We start from the raw sequence: 14,238 nt of genomic DNA, 5'->3' as shown, positions 1-14,238 counted from the left end.
TCATGCCCTGCAAGGTTGAGCCATTTCTGTGGGCAACAGCTGTCCGTTGCCTTGAACAAGGCGTTAAACGAGAATCAGCGTTGGTGCACAGTTGGCTGGCGGTGTTGGGTTTTTATTGTTTTATCGGCGGTACGTTGTTTTATGCTTGAACGCGATAGAGAAAAAGCAGGAACTGTGCCAGTGCGGGAAAATACTGGGAAGTTTGATAAAAGCTATATAAAACAATTATTTATATTTGAAACGATTGAATTTGTATCGTCGGTGGAACAGGGTGGGAATTAAGTAACAGGCGTGTGCAGTTGCAGTGCGGTTTAATTGCACAGCGCGCGTTAGTGGCGCATGGTTTGTTTTATGAGTGGATAATTAGCTGGCTATTTTAAACGGACACGCCGGGTAGCCAGGTCAGGCTGCCGTTTCGCGCCAGATCGCAGGACAAGCCCGCCACAGGCGGCAAAAAAAACCGGCACATCGGTGCCGGTCAATCGTGCGCGTAAAGCTTCAGCGATTACAAATCGAGGACCATGCGCCGGCTCTTGCAGCCCGATACACAGACCATCATCGATTTGTTTGCCGCACGTTCAGCCTTGGTCAGCACCCCGTCGCGGTGGTCGATATCACCTTCCAGCACGCGGGTTTCGCATGACCCGCATACCCCTTCGCGGCAGCTGTATTCAATGTCGCATCCCGCTTCGAGAAGCACATCGAGCAGGTTCAGCCCCGGTTCGATGTTCAAGGTTTTGCCGGACTTTTTCAGTTCGACGCTGTAGCTGTCCTGGGCATCTTCGGCCGGCGGCAATTCGGCAGCGGCGAAGCGTTCGATATGGGCGTGAGGATAGCCAAGGCTTTCGCAGGTACTTTCGAAGGCATCGAGCATCGGTGTCGGGCCGCAGCAGTAGAAGTGCGTGTCACAAGGCTGGCCGGCCAGGTAGCGGGCCAGATCCGGCACCGTACCTTTCTCGTCGTTGAAGTGATAAATCACCTTGGCATCGAGGCCGCTCAGTTGTTCCAGCAGCGCCGCTTCCTTGCGTGAGCGGGCGCAGTAGATCAACTCGGCGGATTTACCCAACGCCAGCAACTGGCGAAACATGCAGTAGATCGGGGTGATGCCGATGCCACCCGCCACCAGCACGTTGTGGCTGGCGTGCGGGTCGAGGGCAAAATTGTTGCGTGGCTGCGAAATGCTCAGTTGCGAGCCGACGCGTAGCTGTTCGTGTACGAAGGCCGAACCGCCACGGCTGTTGCGATCGCGCAAAATGCCAACCACATAGCGACCCTGGTCCGTTGGCGAATTGAGCAGCGAGTAACTGCGTACCAGGCCGTTGGGTAGGTGCAGGTCGATGTGCGAGCCGGCTTCGAATGGCGCGAATACGGTATCGCCCCAAGGGCGCAGTTCGACGCTGATGATACCTTCGGCTTCATGGCGCAGGGTATGCACCAGCGCTGTAACAGTAGAGGAGTTGGACATCATTCACCTCGTTGGCGCAGTGCGCATGTCAATGTCGAGCCGGGCGCTGGCTTCGATTTCCACCACCAGTTCCGGAAATACCAGGGCGCTCACTTCGACCAGAGTGGAGGTGGGGTAGCAAGCAAATCCTGCGAAGAAGTCGCGGCGTGCGCGACCGACTTCGTCTTTGTCGGCGATCCGGGTGAGGTACAGGGTCAGCCGGTAGATATTGCCGATATGCCCGCCCGCGGCCTCCACCAAAGCCCGCACCTTGTTCAGCACCACCAGGGTCTGTGCATAGGCATCCAAGGGAGTTCCGGCTTCGGCTGCATGTCGAGTGGCGGGATGCCCGGTCATGCCGGACATCACCAGTTCATTGCCGAGCAGCAGGGCGTTGGACCAACTGGCCGTAGCCAGCTCGCCCACAGACTGTGCCTGAATACGCTGCACGGCCTGGCTCATGACAGCTGCTTCGCTTCGATCAGCGCCAATTGCTCCTTGGCCTGGCCCTTGAGGTAGCGGCGCAGGCGCACCACACCCAGGTCATGCTGGTAGAGGTTTTCACGCTGATTGGCATCGGCTTCCATGAACTCCAGCAACACCCGGTCCTGTTCCAGTACGGCCCAGTGGCGTGCTTCCAGGCGGTTCTTGTAGAGGAAACGCCAGGTGTCACGCTGCCAGCCGGTCAACGGCCGGGCGCGCCAGTGGAACACTGCGGACAAGTTGCGACTGCTCGGGGTATAGCTGCCGATGATGGTGAAGTTACCGCCTGGTCCACCGGTCTTTGGATATGGAATTTCCAGACGCAGCCAATGACAACCGTTGTCGAGGAATTCGGTCCAGTCGAAGTTGACCCCGCGCTGGCCTTCCTTCTCGAAGACGAAACCCTGGTCGGTGTCGCGAGTGACGAATTTGGCGGTAGCTTCGCCTTCGCTCATTGAGTGCGACATTTTGTGCAGGTAAGTGCCGTGCATCGGGTCCATGACGTTGTCGAGCACGTAGCGATAGTCGCCTTTCCATTCGGTGTAGCAGAGGAAGCTGCTCCACTCGGGCGAGGTCAACTGCTCAGGCAGTACCAGCGCGGGTGGGTTTTGCAGATGTGGATCGGTGGCGTTGAACAGGAAGATCGCACCGGCCGCTTCGTGGGTGTGGAACATACGGGTAGGGCGGCTGCCTTCGAGCTTGCAACCGGGGCTGCCAGGGACCTTGGTCACGGTACCGTCGCAGCGCACTTCAACGCCGTGGTACGGGCACTGCAGACGGTCACCCAGCACCGGGCCCTGGGAAAGCGGCGCGCCGCGGTGCGGACAGTGGTCTTCAAGGGCGTGTACGCTGCCATCGTTATCGCGCCACAAGGCGATCTTGTAGCCCAGGCGCCGTACCGATACCGGCTTTTCGCCGAGCAGGTCCGACGGTAGGACCGGGAACCAGAGGTCTTTGAGGCCATTGGCCAGGTGATTCTCAACAGGGTCGACGGTGAATTGCATATTCATCTTGTTCTTACCTCCGGCGGGTCATGCGCCCAGCCGTGCCATCAGGGTTTTGTAGGAGTCTTCAGTCCATTCGCCACTGGTCAGCGGGCAGGGTGGACCGGCCAGATTGAGGTGCGCGAGCAGCTCGGGCAGTTGCGTCACGCCATTGCCGTAGGCGCGCTCGATGGAGTCGCCAAGCAGCTCCTCGAACTGGGTGTTGGGCCGTTTGCGCGCCTGGTGTGGGTCCAGGTAACGTTCGGTGTTGCTCATGTCATTGACCTCCATTGCGGACCCGTTCGCGGATCATTTCGCGGACCGGGACAAAGTCGTACGTTGGATAGCATTCGGTGCGGAAAACGCCCCAGGCGGCGCGCTCCAGCTCTACATTGACCTTACTCAGCAAGCTCGGCGGCAAGCGCAGGGTGACGATCTGGCCCAGGCCCATGGCCACGGTCCAGGACACCACTTCGACGCCTTGCGGCGGGAAGCTTTCCCACCAGCCCATGGCTTTCATATGCGCCTGGATCTGCTCCAGGTTCTTCGACTGGTCGTGCTTGAGCAGCACGGTCAGCAGCATCGATTCGTTCATCGGCCAAGACTCATGCGGCATGGGTGGTCGGCACGGTCCAGGCGTCGTAGCCGTAGACCCAGTCGGCATTGCCACCCGCCTTGAGCCATTGGTTGCCACGCGAACCGATCTGGATCTGACTGGTACGCTCAAGACGCGCCTGTTGATAGCCCTGCAAGGCCCTGGCTATCTGGGACGCATCGGTCACACCGTGAAGATGACGGGCCAGGACCACGGCATCCTCGATGGCTTGACCGGCTCCTTGGGCCATGAATGGCATCATCGGGTGGCAGGCGTCACCCAACAGGGTAATTGCCCCTTGCGACCAGAAAGGCAGGGGATCACGCTCATACAGTGCGGTCTTGAGCACTTCATCGCAGGCATCGAGCAAGGCGCGGGCATCGGGATGGAAGTCCTGATAGTGACTGCGCAATTCGGCGGCGTCGCCCGCAGTGGTCCATGACTCCAGATGCCAACTGTCCTGGGCTGTGGTGGCGAAAATGAAGATGTCGCGGCCCTGGTTCAGCGGGAACGTGACAATCTGGCTTTGAGGGTTTGGTCCCCACCATTTGGTAAAAGCCTGAATGTTCGGGACGTGGGCCACACGGCTGGCCGGGACCACGGCTCGATAGGCAACCACGCCAGTGAAACGCGGTTGCTCCTCGCCAAACAGCGCGTTGCGCACCACCGAATGAATACCGTCGGCGCCGATCAACAGGTCTGTGCGATGCTGGCTGCCATCTTTGAAGTGCAGTTCGATGCCGCTGGCATCTTGGCGCACCTGCTCGGCACGCTTGCCGAACTGCACGTTCTGTAGTGGAAATACCTCAGCCAGCGCCGCCAGCAAGTCGGCGCGGTGGATCGTCAGTTGCGGTGCGCCGTACTGGCTTTCGGCAGCTTCGGCCATCTCCAGGCGCGAGGTTTCCTCGCCGCTGTCCCACAGGCGACTGATGCGGTGTGTGGGGCGTGCGGCCGGAACACGCACCGCCGCGCCAATGCCCAGGCCATCGAGGGCTCGGACGGCGTTGGGGGTCAGGTTGATGTCGGCACCGACCCGCAGAAAGGCCTTGGACTGCTCGAAGACGGTGACCTGATGACCGGCCTGGCGCAGGGCAATAGCGGCGGTGAGGCCGCCGATTCCGGCACCGTTGATAGCGATGTTCAACGAAGACATGGGCGACTCCTGTTCAAGGTTTCGGTTTGTCGGTAAGAAACTTGCCTTGCGGCGCCTCGACATGCTGCTGGCGTCGGGTGTTGCCATCGATGCCACCGGCGATTGCCCACTCGGCGAAGACGGTCGGTCCCGGCTCGAACTCGCGGGGTTGCCACTCAGCGGTCAACTGGTCTTCATCGGCGTAATACTCGACCAGCGCGCCAGCCGGGTTCTTGAAGTACCAGAAGAACGCCGAGGAAACCGGGTGACGCCCCGGGCCGATTTCGGTAGCCCAGCCGCTGCGAGAGATGTGCATGCCACCACCGAACACTTCATGCAGGTCGCGCACGGTGAACGCCACATGGTTCAGGCCTGCCCTGGGTGCTGGCAGTTGCAGCATGAACAGGTCGTGGTGACCGCCTTCCTCGGCGGTACGCAGGAAGGCGCCACGGTTGGGATAACGGTCCGAGGCCTGGAAGCCGAAGCGTTCGTGGTAGAAGGCTTCGCAGCTATTCACGTCTTTGACGAAGAACACCACGTGGCCCACTTCGATAGGCGTGGCACGCTCGTAGACCGGCGCCGGCTTGTTGATTCGGCCTTTGCTCTGCCAGGTGTTGTGGCCGCTGCATTCGATGTCCAGGGCACGTTTGCGCGTAACCTGCAGGCGAATCGCCAAGCCGTTGGGGTCGGTGCAGCCGATACGCCCGTTGCCTTCGACAAAGCCCGGGTCATTGGCGATGCGCTGGCTGTACACGGTCAGGTCAGCTTCGCTTTCCACACCCCAAACCACTTCCCGCACTGTGGAGCCCGGTTCGATGGCGGGCGGTAGGTCGGCCTTGTTGATGTCTGCCAGCACCACCCGGCAGCCATTAAGCGTTTCGAAGACCACCTGGTCGGCTGCTTCGCTGACCTTTGTCAGCCCCCAATCGCTGAAAAAACGCACGCAGGTGTCGAGGTTCTCGACGCCGTAGGTAACTTCATCGATACCTAAAACACTCATGACGTTGCCTCCGCTGCGGCCCAGGCCAGGGGTTGTTCGTTCATGCCCCAATAGAGGCTCTTTTGTTCCATGTATTGCAGAATTCCCAAGCGACCTTTTTCACGGCCCAGGCCGCTGTCACGCCAACCGCCGAAGGGGGTGGAAATGGAGAATTGCTTGTAGGTGTTGATCCACACGGTGCCCGCCTGAATCTTGCGACCCAGGGCCCAGGCGCGTTTGTAGTCGCGGCTCCAGATCCCGGCGGCGAGGGCGTACAGGCTGTCGTTGGCTTGCTCGATCAATTGCTCTTCGTTGTCGAAGGGCATCGCCACCAGCACCGGGCCGAAGATTTCTTCCTGGCAGGTCTGCTGGTCATTGCTCAGTCCTTCGAGAATCGTCGGTGGATAGAAATAGCCCTGATCGTAGATGCCTCCTGCGGGACGCTGGCCGCCCTGCAGCAGGCGCCCGCCTTCAGCCAGGCCAAGGGCCACGTAACGCTCTACCGACTCGCGATGCCCGGCACTGATCAAGGGCCCCATCTGGGTGCTTTCGTCCGCCGGATCACCCAAGCGCAGGCGCGCTGCGCCTTCGACCAGGCGCTGCATGAAAGGTGCATACAGGGCACGGGCGACGAACAGTCGGGAACCGGCGATGCAGGCCTCGCCCGATGAGCTGAAGATGCCATACAGCACGCCGGCCACGGCGTGGTCCAGATCGGCATCATCGAGGACGATGGTCGGCGATTTGCCACCCAGTTCCAGCGACACCGGCATCATTTTTTCGGCGGCAATATGGGCGATGTGCTTGCCGGTTCGGGTACCGCCGGTGAACGACACACGCTTGATCAGCGGGTGCTGAGTCAAGGCGTCGCCAAGTACTGAGCCTTTACCCGGCAGTACACTGACCAGGCCCTTGGGCAAGCCTGCGTCGTCGCAGATCCGGGCCAGTTGCAGGGCCAGCAGCGGGGTGATTTCCGCAGGCTTGATGACCACCGCGTTGCCCGCCGCCAGCGCCGGGGCAACCTTCTGTGCCTCGCTGGCGATCGGCGAGTTCCAGGGGGTGATCGCGGCGACCACGCCCATGGGTTCGTAGACGCTCATGCTGACAAAATCGCCGCGCGATGGGGTGATGGTTTCTTCCAACGTTTCGCAGGCCGCAGCAAAAAACTGGAAGGTACCGGCAGCGCTGGCCACCAGCGCGCGGGTTTCGTTGATCGGTTTGCCGTTGTCCTGGCGCTGCAGTTGGGCCAGCTCTTCACTGCGCTGGCGGATCAGTTCGGCAATGCGGTACAGCACAGCAGCACGTTCATGGGGTTTGCGCTGTGCCCAGCCGCTGTGCAGGAAGGCCTGGTGAGCGCCTTGCACAGCTTGCTCGACGTCTTCGAGGCTGGCGGCGTTGAGCCACGCCACGGGTTCACCCGTTGCAGGATAGCGGGTGGCATAGCGCTCACCGCCACCCAGACGCCAGGTGCCGGCAATGCAAATGGGTAGAGTCTGTTCCAGCGTCATCGATATTCCCCTAGATGGAAATGGCATGAGCGTGATTGCCCAGCGCACGGACCACGCTGTACACCGTCAGCGCCGACGTCTTCGGGTTGGCTTGCAGTGGCTTGCCGCGCAGGCTCATCTCGAAACCGCCAAAGGCGCCGCGAGCCTCGAAGTGATGGACGTTTTCCTCGCTCAGCGGATCGGCGATCAGCGTCACGTGGGTGCGGTCCAGGCCCAGCCCGGCTAGCGACAGGGTGGCGGCGACGTTGGCGTTCTTGGGATACAAGCGCGCCGCTTCACGGGCGCTGCCCTGGAAGATCACCGTGGCCTGATCGATGGTTTCCAGGTCGCAAATCTGTTCGGCTGGGGTGTTCTTCCATGCCTTGGCCGGCTTGCGACCGGTGTAGTCGACCGAATCCAGGCCGCCGACCTTGGCCGCCGACAGCGCATCGATACCACCGATGGCGCCGGGCAGCAGTTCTATGCGGGTATTGCCGCGGGCCGCAGCCGCTTCCAGGCGTTCGACCAGACCCACCTGCGAAAGCGCACCCACCGAGACAATCAGGCAGGCGACCCCTCGCTCCAGTGCCGGCAACACGTGCTCTTCAATGGCCATATGCCCGGCGCACTCGACCAACAGGTCCGGACGAGCGTCGGCGGGCAGCGCGGTGAGCACCAGCGGAGGGTTTTTGAATGCCGCCAGGCGCTGTTGCACCAGCGCTTCAGAGCCCGCCGAGGCGATCACATGCTCGACGCGCATTTGCGTGTCGTTCTCCAGTAGCTCCAGTACGGCAACGCCAATGGCGCCGCAGCCGATCATGGTGATGTTGAGCATGTGCTGGTCCTCAGGCCGTGGCTTTCTGGGCTTTGGTTTCGCTGTTCGGCGGGCCGGCGAACTGGGTGGCGAAGCCGCCGACGCTGAGCATGTCGACCTCCAGCAGGAACGGTCCTCCCTGGCTCAGGGCGTTGTCGAGTACCGGGCCAAAGTCTTTCAGGTCGCTGACCAGGCCATGGCGCAGGCCAATGGACTCGGCAAGCTTGGTGTAGTCCGGGGTGTGCAACTCGACATAGGCGTGGCGGGCGCCGTAGATGGCGTCCTGAATGTTGCGAATCACGCCGTAGCGCTGATCGTTCATCAGCAGGATTACCACGTTGGCTTTTTCCTGCACCAAGGTGGCCAGTTCACCCAGATTGAGGATGAAGCCACCGTCACCGGCCAGGGCAAACACTTTGCGTTGCGGGTCGGTTTCTGCCGCGGCAACGGCGGCGCCGATGCCCATGGCCAGCCCCTGGCCGATTCCACCGCCCAAGGCATGTACGCCTGCCAGCGGGTGGTACAGATTGAGCAAGCGGTTGCCCCAGATGCTGTTGGACAGGGTCACGTCGCGTACCCAGGAGAAGTTGCGACCGGTGAGCGCCTGCAACTGTTCGACCATGGCCGAATAAGGGCCAAGGTCTGCTACCAGTTGCGTGCGCGATTGAGCGCGTACCGCCTTGAGTTCATCAATGAACGTCGGGTCGATGTTCAAGCGCCCTTGCAAACGATCAGCCAGCCCCTCAAGCGCCAGGGCGGAGTCTCCGCAAATGAACAGTTCGCTTGAGTAGCTGCGACCTTCGATGGCTGGGTTGGCGTCGATGCGCAGGGTAGTGCGGGGCAGCTTCAAGGCGTATTTGAAGGTTTCGTTGCTGCGCAGGCGCGAGCCGGCCACTACCAGGGCGTCGCACGTCTGCAGGAAGCCTTCGACCAGTTTGTTCTGCGAGAATGCACCGAGGCAGCGCTCGTCGTCTTCGTTGACTACACCGCGGCCTTGGGTCGAGGTGATTACCCCGACACCCATGTCGAGCAAGCGCTTTACCTGCGCGCCTGCATGACGGGCGCCGCCGCCGAGCCACAGCAGGGGACGCGTTGCAGTAGCCAGGCGTTCGGCGACCAGGTCCAGTGCTTCAGGCGCAGGCACCGCGGGCGGAACCGGCAGCGGCGAAAGATCGGTGGGCATCGGGATAAAGGTCGACTGGATGTCGATTGGAATTTCCACGCTGACCGGACCGGTAGGCGCCGTCAGGGCGGTTTGGACGGCCAGTTTCAGGGTACTCAGCGCGGTTTCTACACTACGTACGCGAAAGGCTGCCTTGGACACGGCCTTGAGCATGGTCAGTTGGTCGCGGGCTTCGTGGATATAGGCGAAGTCCTGGTCCAGATACGGGGTTTCGATCTGGCCGGTGATATGCAGCAGCGGCGTGCCGGCGGTGAGTGCTTCGACCAGGGCGCCGGCGGCATTGCCGGCGGCGGTACCGGTTGAGGTCAGGCATACACCGAGGCTGCCGGTGGTACGGGCGTAGGCGTCGGCCATGTTGGTGGCTCCGGCTTCACCACGGGCCATGACAAAGCGGATGTTGCCACGTACGGCAAAGGCATCGAGGATTGGCATGTTGTGAATCGAGATCACCCCGAAGGCAGCTTTGACCTCGCATTGCTCAAGGAAGGCAGTGATGGCAGCGCCAACGGTGACAGTGTTTTCATTACGCATGGCGGGACAGGCCTCCAGAAACATCGATATGGCTGCCAGTGGTGTAAGCCGACAGGGGCGAAGCCAGGAACAGGATGGCCTGGGCTGCTTCTTTGGGCAGACCCAGACGACCCAGGGGAATGTGTTTGCGTTGTGCCAGTTGTGCGGTCCATTGCGACCAGTCGAGCTCGCGTTCTTCGCGGGCTTCGAAGCGCCGCCGCCACTGGCCGGACTCAACCAGGCCAATGAGAATGCCGTTGACCCGAATGCTCTTTTCGGCGAATTCGGTGGCCATCGATCGCACCAGATTCTTCAGCCCGGCACGTGCTGCCGAGGTAGCGACCATGTGCGGCTCCGGCTGGCTGGCCAGCAGTGAATTGACGCAGACGATCGAGGCGTCGCGCTGCGCTTGCAACTGTGGCAGGAAGGCGCGAACCGGATAGATCACCGAGAAGAATTTAAGCTGCAGCTCTTCGCTCCAGGCCTCATCGGTGGTGTCGGCGAAGGTAGACACCCGACCTTGTCCGGCGTTGTTGATCAATACCTGCGCCGGGCCGAGCGCGGCCAGGCTGGCGGCGGCGAAGGCCTTGACCGATTCGGCATCAAGCACATCGCAAACCTGGGCCAGCAGACGCGCTTGGGGAAAACGTTCGCGCAGGCGCGCTTGAGCGCTGTTCAGACGGTCCTGGTCGCGGCCGCAGAAAGCCACCGCGGCGCCGGCTTCGAGCAGTTGCTCGACACAGGCCAGACCAATCCCGGAAGAGCCGCCGGTAACAATTGCGGTACGCCCTTGCAGTTGATAGAGGTTGCTCATGTCAATCCCTCATCAGTGCGGTAACACGGCCACCGGCATGGGGCGTGTAGTTGAGCAGGCGTGAGAGCTCATCGGCGCTGCCGCGCACGTGGCCAAGCAGGCCATCGAAGTTGATGTGGCCAACTTGCGCGGTAGGGATGGTTACCCCCATGGCGGCAACGACTTTGCCGCTGTGATCACGCACCGGCGCAGCGATGGTCGAGATCGACGACTCGAAGAAACCTTCACCGCTGACAAAGCCGCGCTGACGGTCGCTCTGTACCAGGTCGAACAGCTCCAGCACGGTTTTCGGCGTGCACGGCGAGTGCTGCTCGAGGTGTTCTTCCGGGTACAGATCGCGCAGTTCGGCCAGGCTCAAGTCTTCCAGCAGGATGCGGCCGAGCACCGTGGCGTGGGCGGGCAGGCGAGTACCGACGTTGACCGCGCTGGAGAACACCGACGGCGGCGAGACCTTGGCCACATAGACAATCGAGCGACCGTCACGCACCACCAGGTTGCTTGGATAGTTAAGGTGGTCGCACAGGCGTGCCAGCAGCGGCTGACCCAACTCGGTCAGTTCCAGCGAGGCGAGGTATTCGAAGCCCAGGCGCAGTACCGACATGCCCAGGCGATATTCGTTGCCACTACGGGTCACGAAACCCATGGTTTCCAAGGTGGTCAGCAGACGGAAGATGGTCGAACGCGGCAGTTCCAGGCGGCGCGCCAGCTCCGGTGCCGTCAGGGTACGGTTTTGCCGGCTGAACTCGCAGAGCAGCAACAGGCCGCGCTCAAGGCCGGGGACGATGTATTTATCCTGGTTGTCTTTCAACAGATCCGAATCATTCATAGCGCAGTACCTGTCAGTGAGACGTCGAGTGCCTGGGCAAGCAGGGTTGCCACGGCCTCGGGTTGTTCGATCGGGCTGGCGTGGCCGGCCGCGGCGATCAGATGAAACGCAGCGCCCAGGGTGTCGGCCAGGGCTTTACAGTCGGTTGCGGTGGTGATGCTGTCGGCGGCCCCGCAGTGCACTTCGCAAGGCACAGAGTGGTTCGCGTAGCGCAGCAGGTGGTCGCCGCACAACAGTTCGATGGCCTGGCGATAGCCTTGTGGCAGCAGACGCGCCATATTCCATTGCACCCAGGCGCGCGCATCGCTGTTGGCCGCTGCCGAAAGCATGTGTGCGCTGCGTTGCTCGGCGAGCTTGGCGATGCCCAGTTGCTCCAACCCCTGCAAGCGCTTGCTGCGCACTTCATCGGCCTGTGCTGCGCGGGCGGGGTCGCCGTAGCCCTGCGCCGGGCTGAGCAGCACCAGGCGGCTGACTCGTTCGGGGGCATTGCAGGCAAACGCTGCAGCGGTGAGGGCGCCGAGGGAGTGACCGACCAGCACACAGCGTTCAATGTCCATCGCATCGAGCAACTGGCGCAGGCGCCGAGCATAGTCCGTTGCCTTGGGTGCCGGGTCAGGCAATGGGCTGGATTGCCCATAACCGGGTGCATCCCAGGCGATCACCCGTGCTTTGCCACTCAATTGCACGGCCACCTGCAGCCAGGACGCGGCCCCTGAACCGATGCCATGCAAAAGAACGATGGCCGGACCCTGTCCTGCTTCACGTATCGCTTGCGTGCGCTCGTCCAGTTGCACCAGGCGCAGCGGGAAGCGTTGCTCCAGCTGGGCGGGCAACGCGAGGGTCGGATTGTCGGTGGCGTGCAACATAGCCTTACCCGCGCTTGATCGAGGCCAGCGGGTGCGCTGGCGGATAGGTTGGCGTTACCGGCTTTTTCGCCCCGAGCATCACGCACATCAGCGCATCTTCATCACCGATGTTGATCTCTTCGCGGTATACCCCTGGCGGTACCGAAATCAGGTCGCGGTCGGAGAGGATGGTTTCGTAGCGCTCGCCATCTTTCTCGATGATCACTTTCAACTTGCCGCGCAGGACGAAGAACACTTCCTCGACGTCGGTATGAATGTGCGGTGGACCTTCATGGCCGGCCGGGATGACCATGGTCGAAAAGGTAAAGTTCTCCGAGGCGATAGTGTTCATGTCGGTGTTGACCCCGGTGCCACCGGTGCCCACGTAGCGCATTTGGGCACGACGGAACTTGGGATCGAAGTCGGCCTGGAACTTCAACGCATCCCAGTCGTACTTGCGGGTTTCGTAGCGGGCGATGCGGGTTTGCATCCAGCCTGCCAGATCAGTGCCTGCAGGTTGTTCCCAGGTCTTTGGTGCGTCGTTTTGAACGGAAAGGTCGGTCATGGATTTCTCCTTGGTCAGGGCATGACGAACCCGCCGTTGACCGGCAGGGTTTGTCCAGTGATGAAGCGAGACAGATCGGACAGGGCGAACAGCACGGCGCCACTGACGTCTTCTGGCAGTTGCGGGCGTTGAATGGCCCGTTGTTCGGTGTACAGCCGGTGGCGCGCCTCGGGTACGTAAGCGGTGGCCTCCACCAGCACCAGGCCAGGGGCAATGGCGTTGACGGTGATGTTGTCGCTGCCAAGTTCACGGGCAAGGCTGCGGGTCATGGCGATGATCGCACCCTTGCTGGCGACATAAGCCAGCAGGTTCGGCGCTCCCCACAACGGCGTGTCGGAGGCCAGGTTGATCACCGCACCTTTGCCGCTGGCACGCAGGGCTGGCAGGCAGGCGCAGGTCATTAACCAGGTACCGCGTACATTCACCTGCATCACCTGGTCCCAGGTTTCGATGTCCAGTTGCTCGCAGGTCTTGCCACCGGAGTTGGTAATTGATGCGTTATTGACCAGGCCGTCCAAGCCGCCGAGTTCGGCAGTGGCCTGGGCGACGCAAGCAGTGATCGAATCGGGGTTGCCCAAGTCGAGGGTGACGCCGCTGACCTGCAAGCCTTGCTCGCGCAACTCGCAGGCAGCCTGCTGCACGCGCTCGATGAGGATGTCGGCGATCACCACCCGCGCACCCGCCTGGCCGATGGCCTGAGCGAAGGCGTAACCGAGGCCGCGAGCACCGCCGGTGACGAGCACGCGACGGCCTTCAAGCATGGTGTTGAATGGGCTCATCATTGGGTACTCAGCATGGCTTTGGGCAGGTAGTGGAGGACACGCTTCTCGGCCCAGACCACGGCGCCATAGGCCAGCACGCCAATCAGGGTAAGCATGACAATGGCGACGAAAACCCCGGCGGTGTTGCCCTGGCCTTCAGCGTCTACCAGCAGGAAACCCAAGCCCTGGTTGCCGCCAACCAGCTCACCGACGGTGACGCCGATCACCGCCAGGGTCGAAGCAATGCGCAGGCCGGAGAACAGCGCGGCCATGGCCGAAGGGAATTCCACCAGGCGGAAGATCTGCCAGCGGCTGGCGCTCATGGTGCGTACCAGGTTGATCATGTCCGGGTCCACGGTGCGGATTGCCGACAGCACGTTGATCATTACCGGGAAGAACACGATCAGAATGGCGATGAGAATCTTCGGATAGATGGTGTAGCCCAGCCACATTACGAACAGCGGGGCGAAGGCCACCTTCGGCGCGATCTGCAACGCCAGGATGTAGGGCGAGAGCATGGCTTCGGCCGATGGCGACAGGCCCAGCGATACACCGATGGCAACGCCGAGCAAAGCGCCGAGGCCAAAGCCTACGATGATTTCGAAGGCCGTGATCAGGGTGTGTTCGAGCAGCGCGCTGGACTGCCACATGACCACGCTTTCTTGCACTACGCGAGTCAGTTGCGGCATGACGAACTCGGGCATGCCGAGCAGGCCAGGACCCCATTGCCAGGTCAGCAGGAACAGGATCAGCAAGGCAATGCTGCCGAGCACGGAGGTGTTGAGATTTCTCATCGGGCTAATACCTTTTTATACAT

General features: G+C 61.6%; 17 protein-coding genes. 1 reads left to right on the top strand and 16 read right to left on the bottom strand.

From position 1 onward, the window contains the following. The first annotated feature begins 51 nt into the window (after positions 1–51). The gene (locus D3Z90_RS26975; protein ID WP_218571409.1) at positions 52–282 is read left to right on the top strand and encodes a hypothetical protein; all 231 of its coding nucleotides are present in this window, start codon (positions 52–54) and stop codon (positions 280–282) included. 223 nt (positions 283–505) lie between these two features. On the opposite strand, the gene D3Z90_RS20120 is transcribed toward D3Z90_RS26975, so the two are convergent. The 16 genes from D3Z90_RS20120 to D3Z90_RS20045 are packed head-to-tail and all read right to left on the bottom strand — an operon-like array spanning position 506 to position 14,215. Continuing rightward, the gene (locus tag D3Z90_RS20120) at positions 506–1,465 is read right to left on the bottom strand and encodes a PDR/VanB family oxidoreductase (RefSeq protein ID WP_136477682.1); all 960 of its coding nucleotides are present in this window, start codon (positions 1,463–1,465) and stop codon (positions 506–508) included. Positions 1,466–1,468: 3 nt separating this feature from the next. Continuing rightward, positions 1,469–1,906: a Rid family hydrolase gene (locus D3Z90_RS20115; protein WP_136477681.1), complete on the bottom strand. Its 438-nt coding sequence runs from the start codon at positions 1,904–1,906 to the stop codon at positions 1,469–1,471. After that, positions 1,903–2,937, bottom strand: a complete 1,035-nt coding sequence (locus D3Z90_RS20110) for an aromatic ring-hydroxylating dioxygenase subunit alpha (RefSeq protein ID WP_136477680.1) — start codon at positions 2,935–2,937, stop codon at positions 1,903–1,905. The genes D3Z90_RS20115 and D3Z90_RS20110 overlap by 4 nt, the downstream gene beginning before the upstream one ends. A 21-nt stretch (positions 2,938–2,958) precedes the next feature. Continuing rightward, a complete protein-coding gene (locus tag D3Z90_RS20105; RefSeq protein WP_136477679.1) occupies positions 2,959–3,186 on the bottom strand; it encodes a recombinase-like helix-turn-helix domain-containing protein in 228 nt (75 codons plus the stop codon). A gap of 1 nt (position 3,187) precedes the next feature. Further along, complete coding sequence (locus tag D3Z90_RS20100) at positions 3,188–3,505, bottom strand: hypothetical protein (protein WP_136477678.1); 318 nt, start codon at positions 3,503–3,505, stop codon at positions 3,188–3,190. 10 nt (positions 3,506–3,515) lie between these two features. Beyond that, entirely contained in the window at positions 3,516–4,658 is a 1,143-nt protein-coding gene (locus D3Z90_RS20095; RefSeq protein WP_136477677.1) for an FAD-dependent monooxygenase, read from the bottom strand. 13 nt (positions 4,659–4,671) lie between these two features. Continuing rightward, on the bottom strand, positions 4,672–5,637 hold the full coding sequence (locus D3Z90_RS20090) for a VOC family protein (RefSeq protein ID WP_136477676.1): 966 nt from the start codon (positions 5,635–5,637) through the stop codon (positions 4,672–4,674). Continuing rightward, a complete protein-coding gene (locus tag D3Z90_RS20085) occupies positions 5,634–7,124 on the bottom strand; it encodes an aldehyde dehydrogenase (protein ID WP_136477675.1) in 1,491 nt (496 codons plus the stop codon). Before D3Z90_RS20085 ends, D3Z90_RS20090 begins: the two co-directional genes overlap by 4 nt. A 10-nt stretch (positions 7,125–7,134) precedes the next feature. Then, positions 7,135–7,938, bottom strand: a complete 804-nt coding sequence (locus D3Z90_RS20080; protein ID WP_136477674.1) for an aspartate dehydrogenase — start codon at positions 7,936–7,938, stop codon at positions 7,135–7,137. A gap of 10 nt (positions 7,939–7,948) precedes the next feature. Continuing rightward, positions 7,949–9,631, bottom strand: coding sequence for a thiamine pyrophosphate-binding protein (locus D3Z90_RS20075; protein ID WP_136477673.1), 1,683 nt, complete (start codon positions 9,629–9,631; stop codon positions 7,949–7,951). Further along, positions 9,624–10,424 carry an SDR family oxidoreductase gene (locus tag D3Z90_RS20070; protein ID WP_136477672.1) on the bottom strand — a complete coding sequence of 267 codons (801 nt, stop codon included), beginning with the start codon at positions 10,422–10,424 and terminating at the stop codon, positions 9,624–9,626. The genes D3Z90_RS20075 and D3Z90_RS20070 overlap by 8 nt, the downstream gene beginning before the upstream one ends. Position 10,425: 1 nt before the next feature. After that, positions 10,426–11,250: an IclR family transcriptional regulator gene (locus tag D3Z90_RS20065; RefSeq protein ID WP_136477671.1), complete on the bottom strand. Its 825-nt coding sequence runs from the start codon at positions 11,248–11,250 to the stop codon at positions 10,426–10,428. Next, positions 11,247–12,116 carry an alpha/beta fold hydrolase gene (locus tag D3Z90_RS20060; protein ID WP_136477670.1) on the bottom strand — a complete coding sequence of 290 codons (870 nt, stop codon included), beginning with the start codon at positions 12,114–12,116 and terminating at the stop codon, positions 11,247–11,249. Before D3Z90_RS20060 ends, D3Z90_RS20065 begins: the two co-directional genes overlap by 4 nt. A gap of 4 nt (positions 12,117–12,120) precedes the next feature. Then, the gene (locus D3Z90_RS20055) at positions 12,121–12,660 is read right to left on the bottom strand and encodes a cupin domain-containing protein (protein WP_136477669.1); all 540 of its coding nucleotides are present in this window, start codon (positions 12,658–12,660) and stop codon (positions 12,121–12,123) included. Between the two features lie 14 nt (positions 12,661–12,674). Continuing rightward, positions 12,675–13,439: an SDR family oxidoreductase gene (locus D3Z90_RS20050; protein WP_136479006.1), complete on the bottom strand. Its 765-nt coding sequence runs from the start codon at positions 13,437–13,439 to the stop codon at positions 12,675–12,677. Continuing rightward, positions 13,439–14,215 carry an ABC transporter permease gene (locus D3Z90_RS20045; protein ID WP_136477668.1) on the bottom strand — a complete coding sequence of 259 codons (777 nt, stop codon included), beginning with the start codon at positions 14,213–14,215 and terminating at the stop codon, positions 13,439–13,441. The genes D3Z90_RS20050 and D3Z90_RS20045 overlap by 1 nt, the downstream gene beginning before the upstream one ends. Positions 14,216–14,238: the final 23 nt, after the last annotated feature.

The sequence above is a fragment of the Pseudomonas sp. DG56-2 genome, assembly GCF_004803755.1.
In the GTDB taxonomy this organism is placed as follows: Bacteria; Pseudomonadota; Gammaproteobacteria; order Pseudomonadales; family Pseudomonadaceae; genus Aquipseudomonas; species Aquipseudomonas auratipiscis.
This window is presented reverse-complemented; position numbering and strand designations above follow the sequence as displayed.

Bases quoted from the DNA above. Each gene is read 5' to 3' on its own strand.
- D3Z90_RS20055 (WP_136477669.1), bottom strand. From the start codon at position 12,660: ATGACCGACCTTTCCGTTCAAAACGACGCACCAAAGACCTGGGAACAA.
- D3Z90_RS20085 (WP_136477675.1), bottom strand. From the start codon at position 7,124: ATGACGCTGGAACAGACTCTACCCATTTGCATTGCCGGCACCTGGCGT.
- D3Z90_RS20115 (WP_136477681.1), bottom strand. From the start codon at position 1,906: ATGAGCCAGGCCGTGCAGCGTATTCAGGCACAGTCTGTGGGCGAGCTG.
- D3Z90_RS20090 (WP_136477676.1), bottom strand. From the start codon at position 5,637: ATGAGTGTTTTAGGTATCGATGAAGTTACCTACGGCGTCGAGAACCTC.
- D3Z90_RS20110 (WP_136477680.1), bottom strand. From the start codon at position 2,937: ATGAATATGCAATTCACCGTCGACCCTGTTGAGAATCACCTGGCCAAT.
- D3Z90_RS20095 (WP_136477677.1), bottom strand. From the start codon at position 4,658: ATGTCTTCGTTGAACATCGCTATCAACGGTGCCGGAATCGGCGGCCTC.
- D3Z90_RS20105 (WP_136477679.1), bottom strand. From the start codon at position 3,186: ATGAGCAACACCGAACGTTACCTGGACCCACACCAGGCGCGCAAACGG.
- D3Z90_RS20060 (WP_136477670.1), bottom strand. From the start codon at position 12,116: ATGTTGCACGCCACCGACAATCCGACCCTCGCGTTGCCCGCCCAGCTG.
- D3Z90_RS20050 (WP_136479006.1), bottom strand. From the start codon at position 13,439: ATGAGCCCATTCAACACCATGCTTGAAGGCCGTCGCGTGCTCGTCACC.
- D3Z90_RS20100 (WP_136477678.1), bottom strand. From the start codon at position 3,505: ATGAACGAATCGATGCTGCTGACCGTGCTGCTCAAGCACGACCAGTCG.
- D3Z90_RS20120 (WP_136477682.1), bottom strand. From the start codon at position 1,465: ATGTCCAACTCCTCTACTGTTACAGCGCTGGTGCATACCCTGCGCCAT.
- D3Z90_RS20075 (WP_136477673.1), bottom strand. From the start codon at position 9,631: ATGCGTAATGAAAACACTGTCACCGTTGGCGCTGCCATCACTGCCTTC.
- D3Z90_RS20080 (WP_136477674.1), bottom strand. From the start codon at position 7,938: ATGCTCAACATCACCATGATCGGCTGCGGCGCCATTGGCGTTGCCGTA.
- D3Z90_RS20065 (WP_136477671.1), bottom strand. From the start codon at position 11,250: ATGAATGATTCGGATCTGTTGAAAGACAACCAGGATAAATACATCGTC.
- D3Z90_RS20070 (WP_136477672.1), bottom strand. From the start codon at position 10,424: ATGAGCAACCTCTATCAACTGCAAGGGCGTACCGCAATTGTTACCGGC.
- D3Z90_RS20045 (WP_136477668.1), bottom strand. From the start codon at position 14,215: ATGAGAAATCTCAACACCTCCGTGCTCGGCAGCATTGCCTTGCTGATC.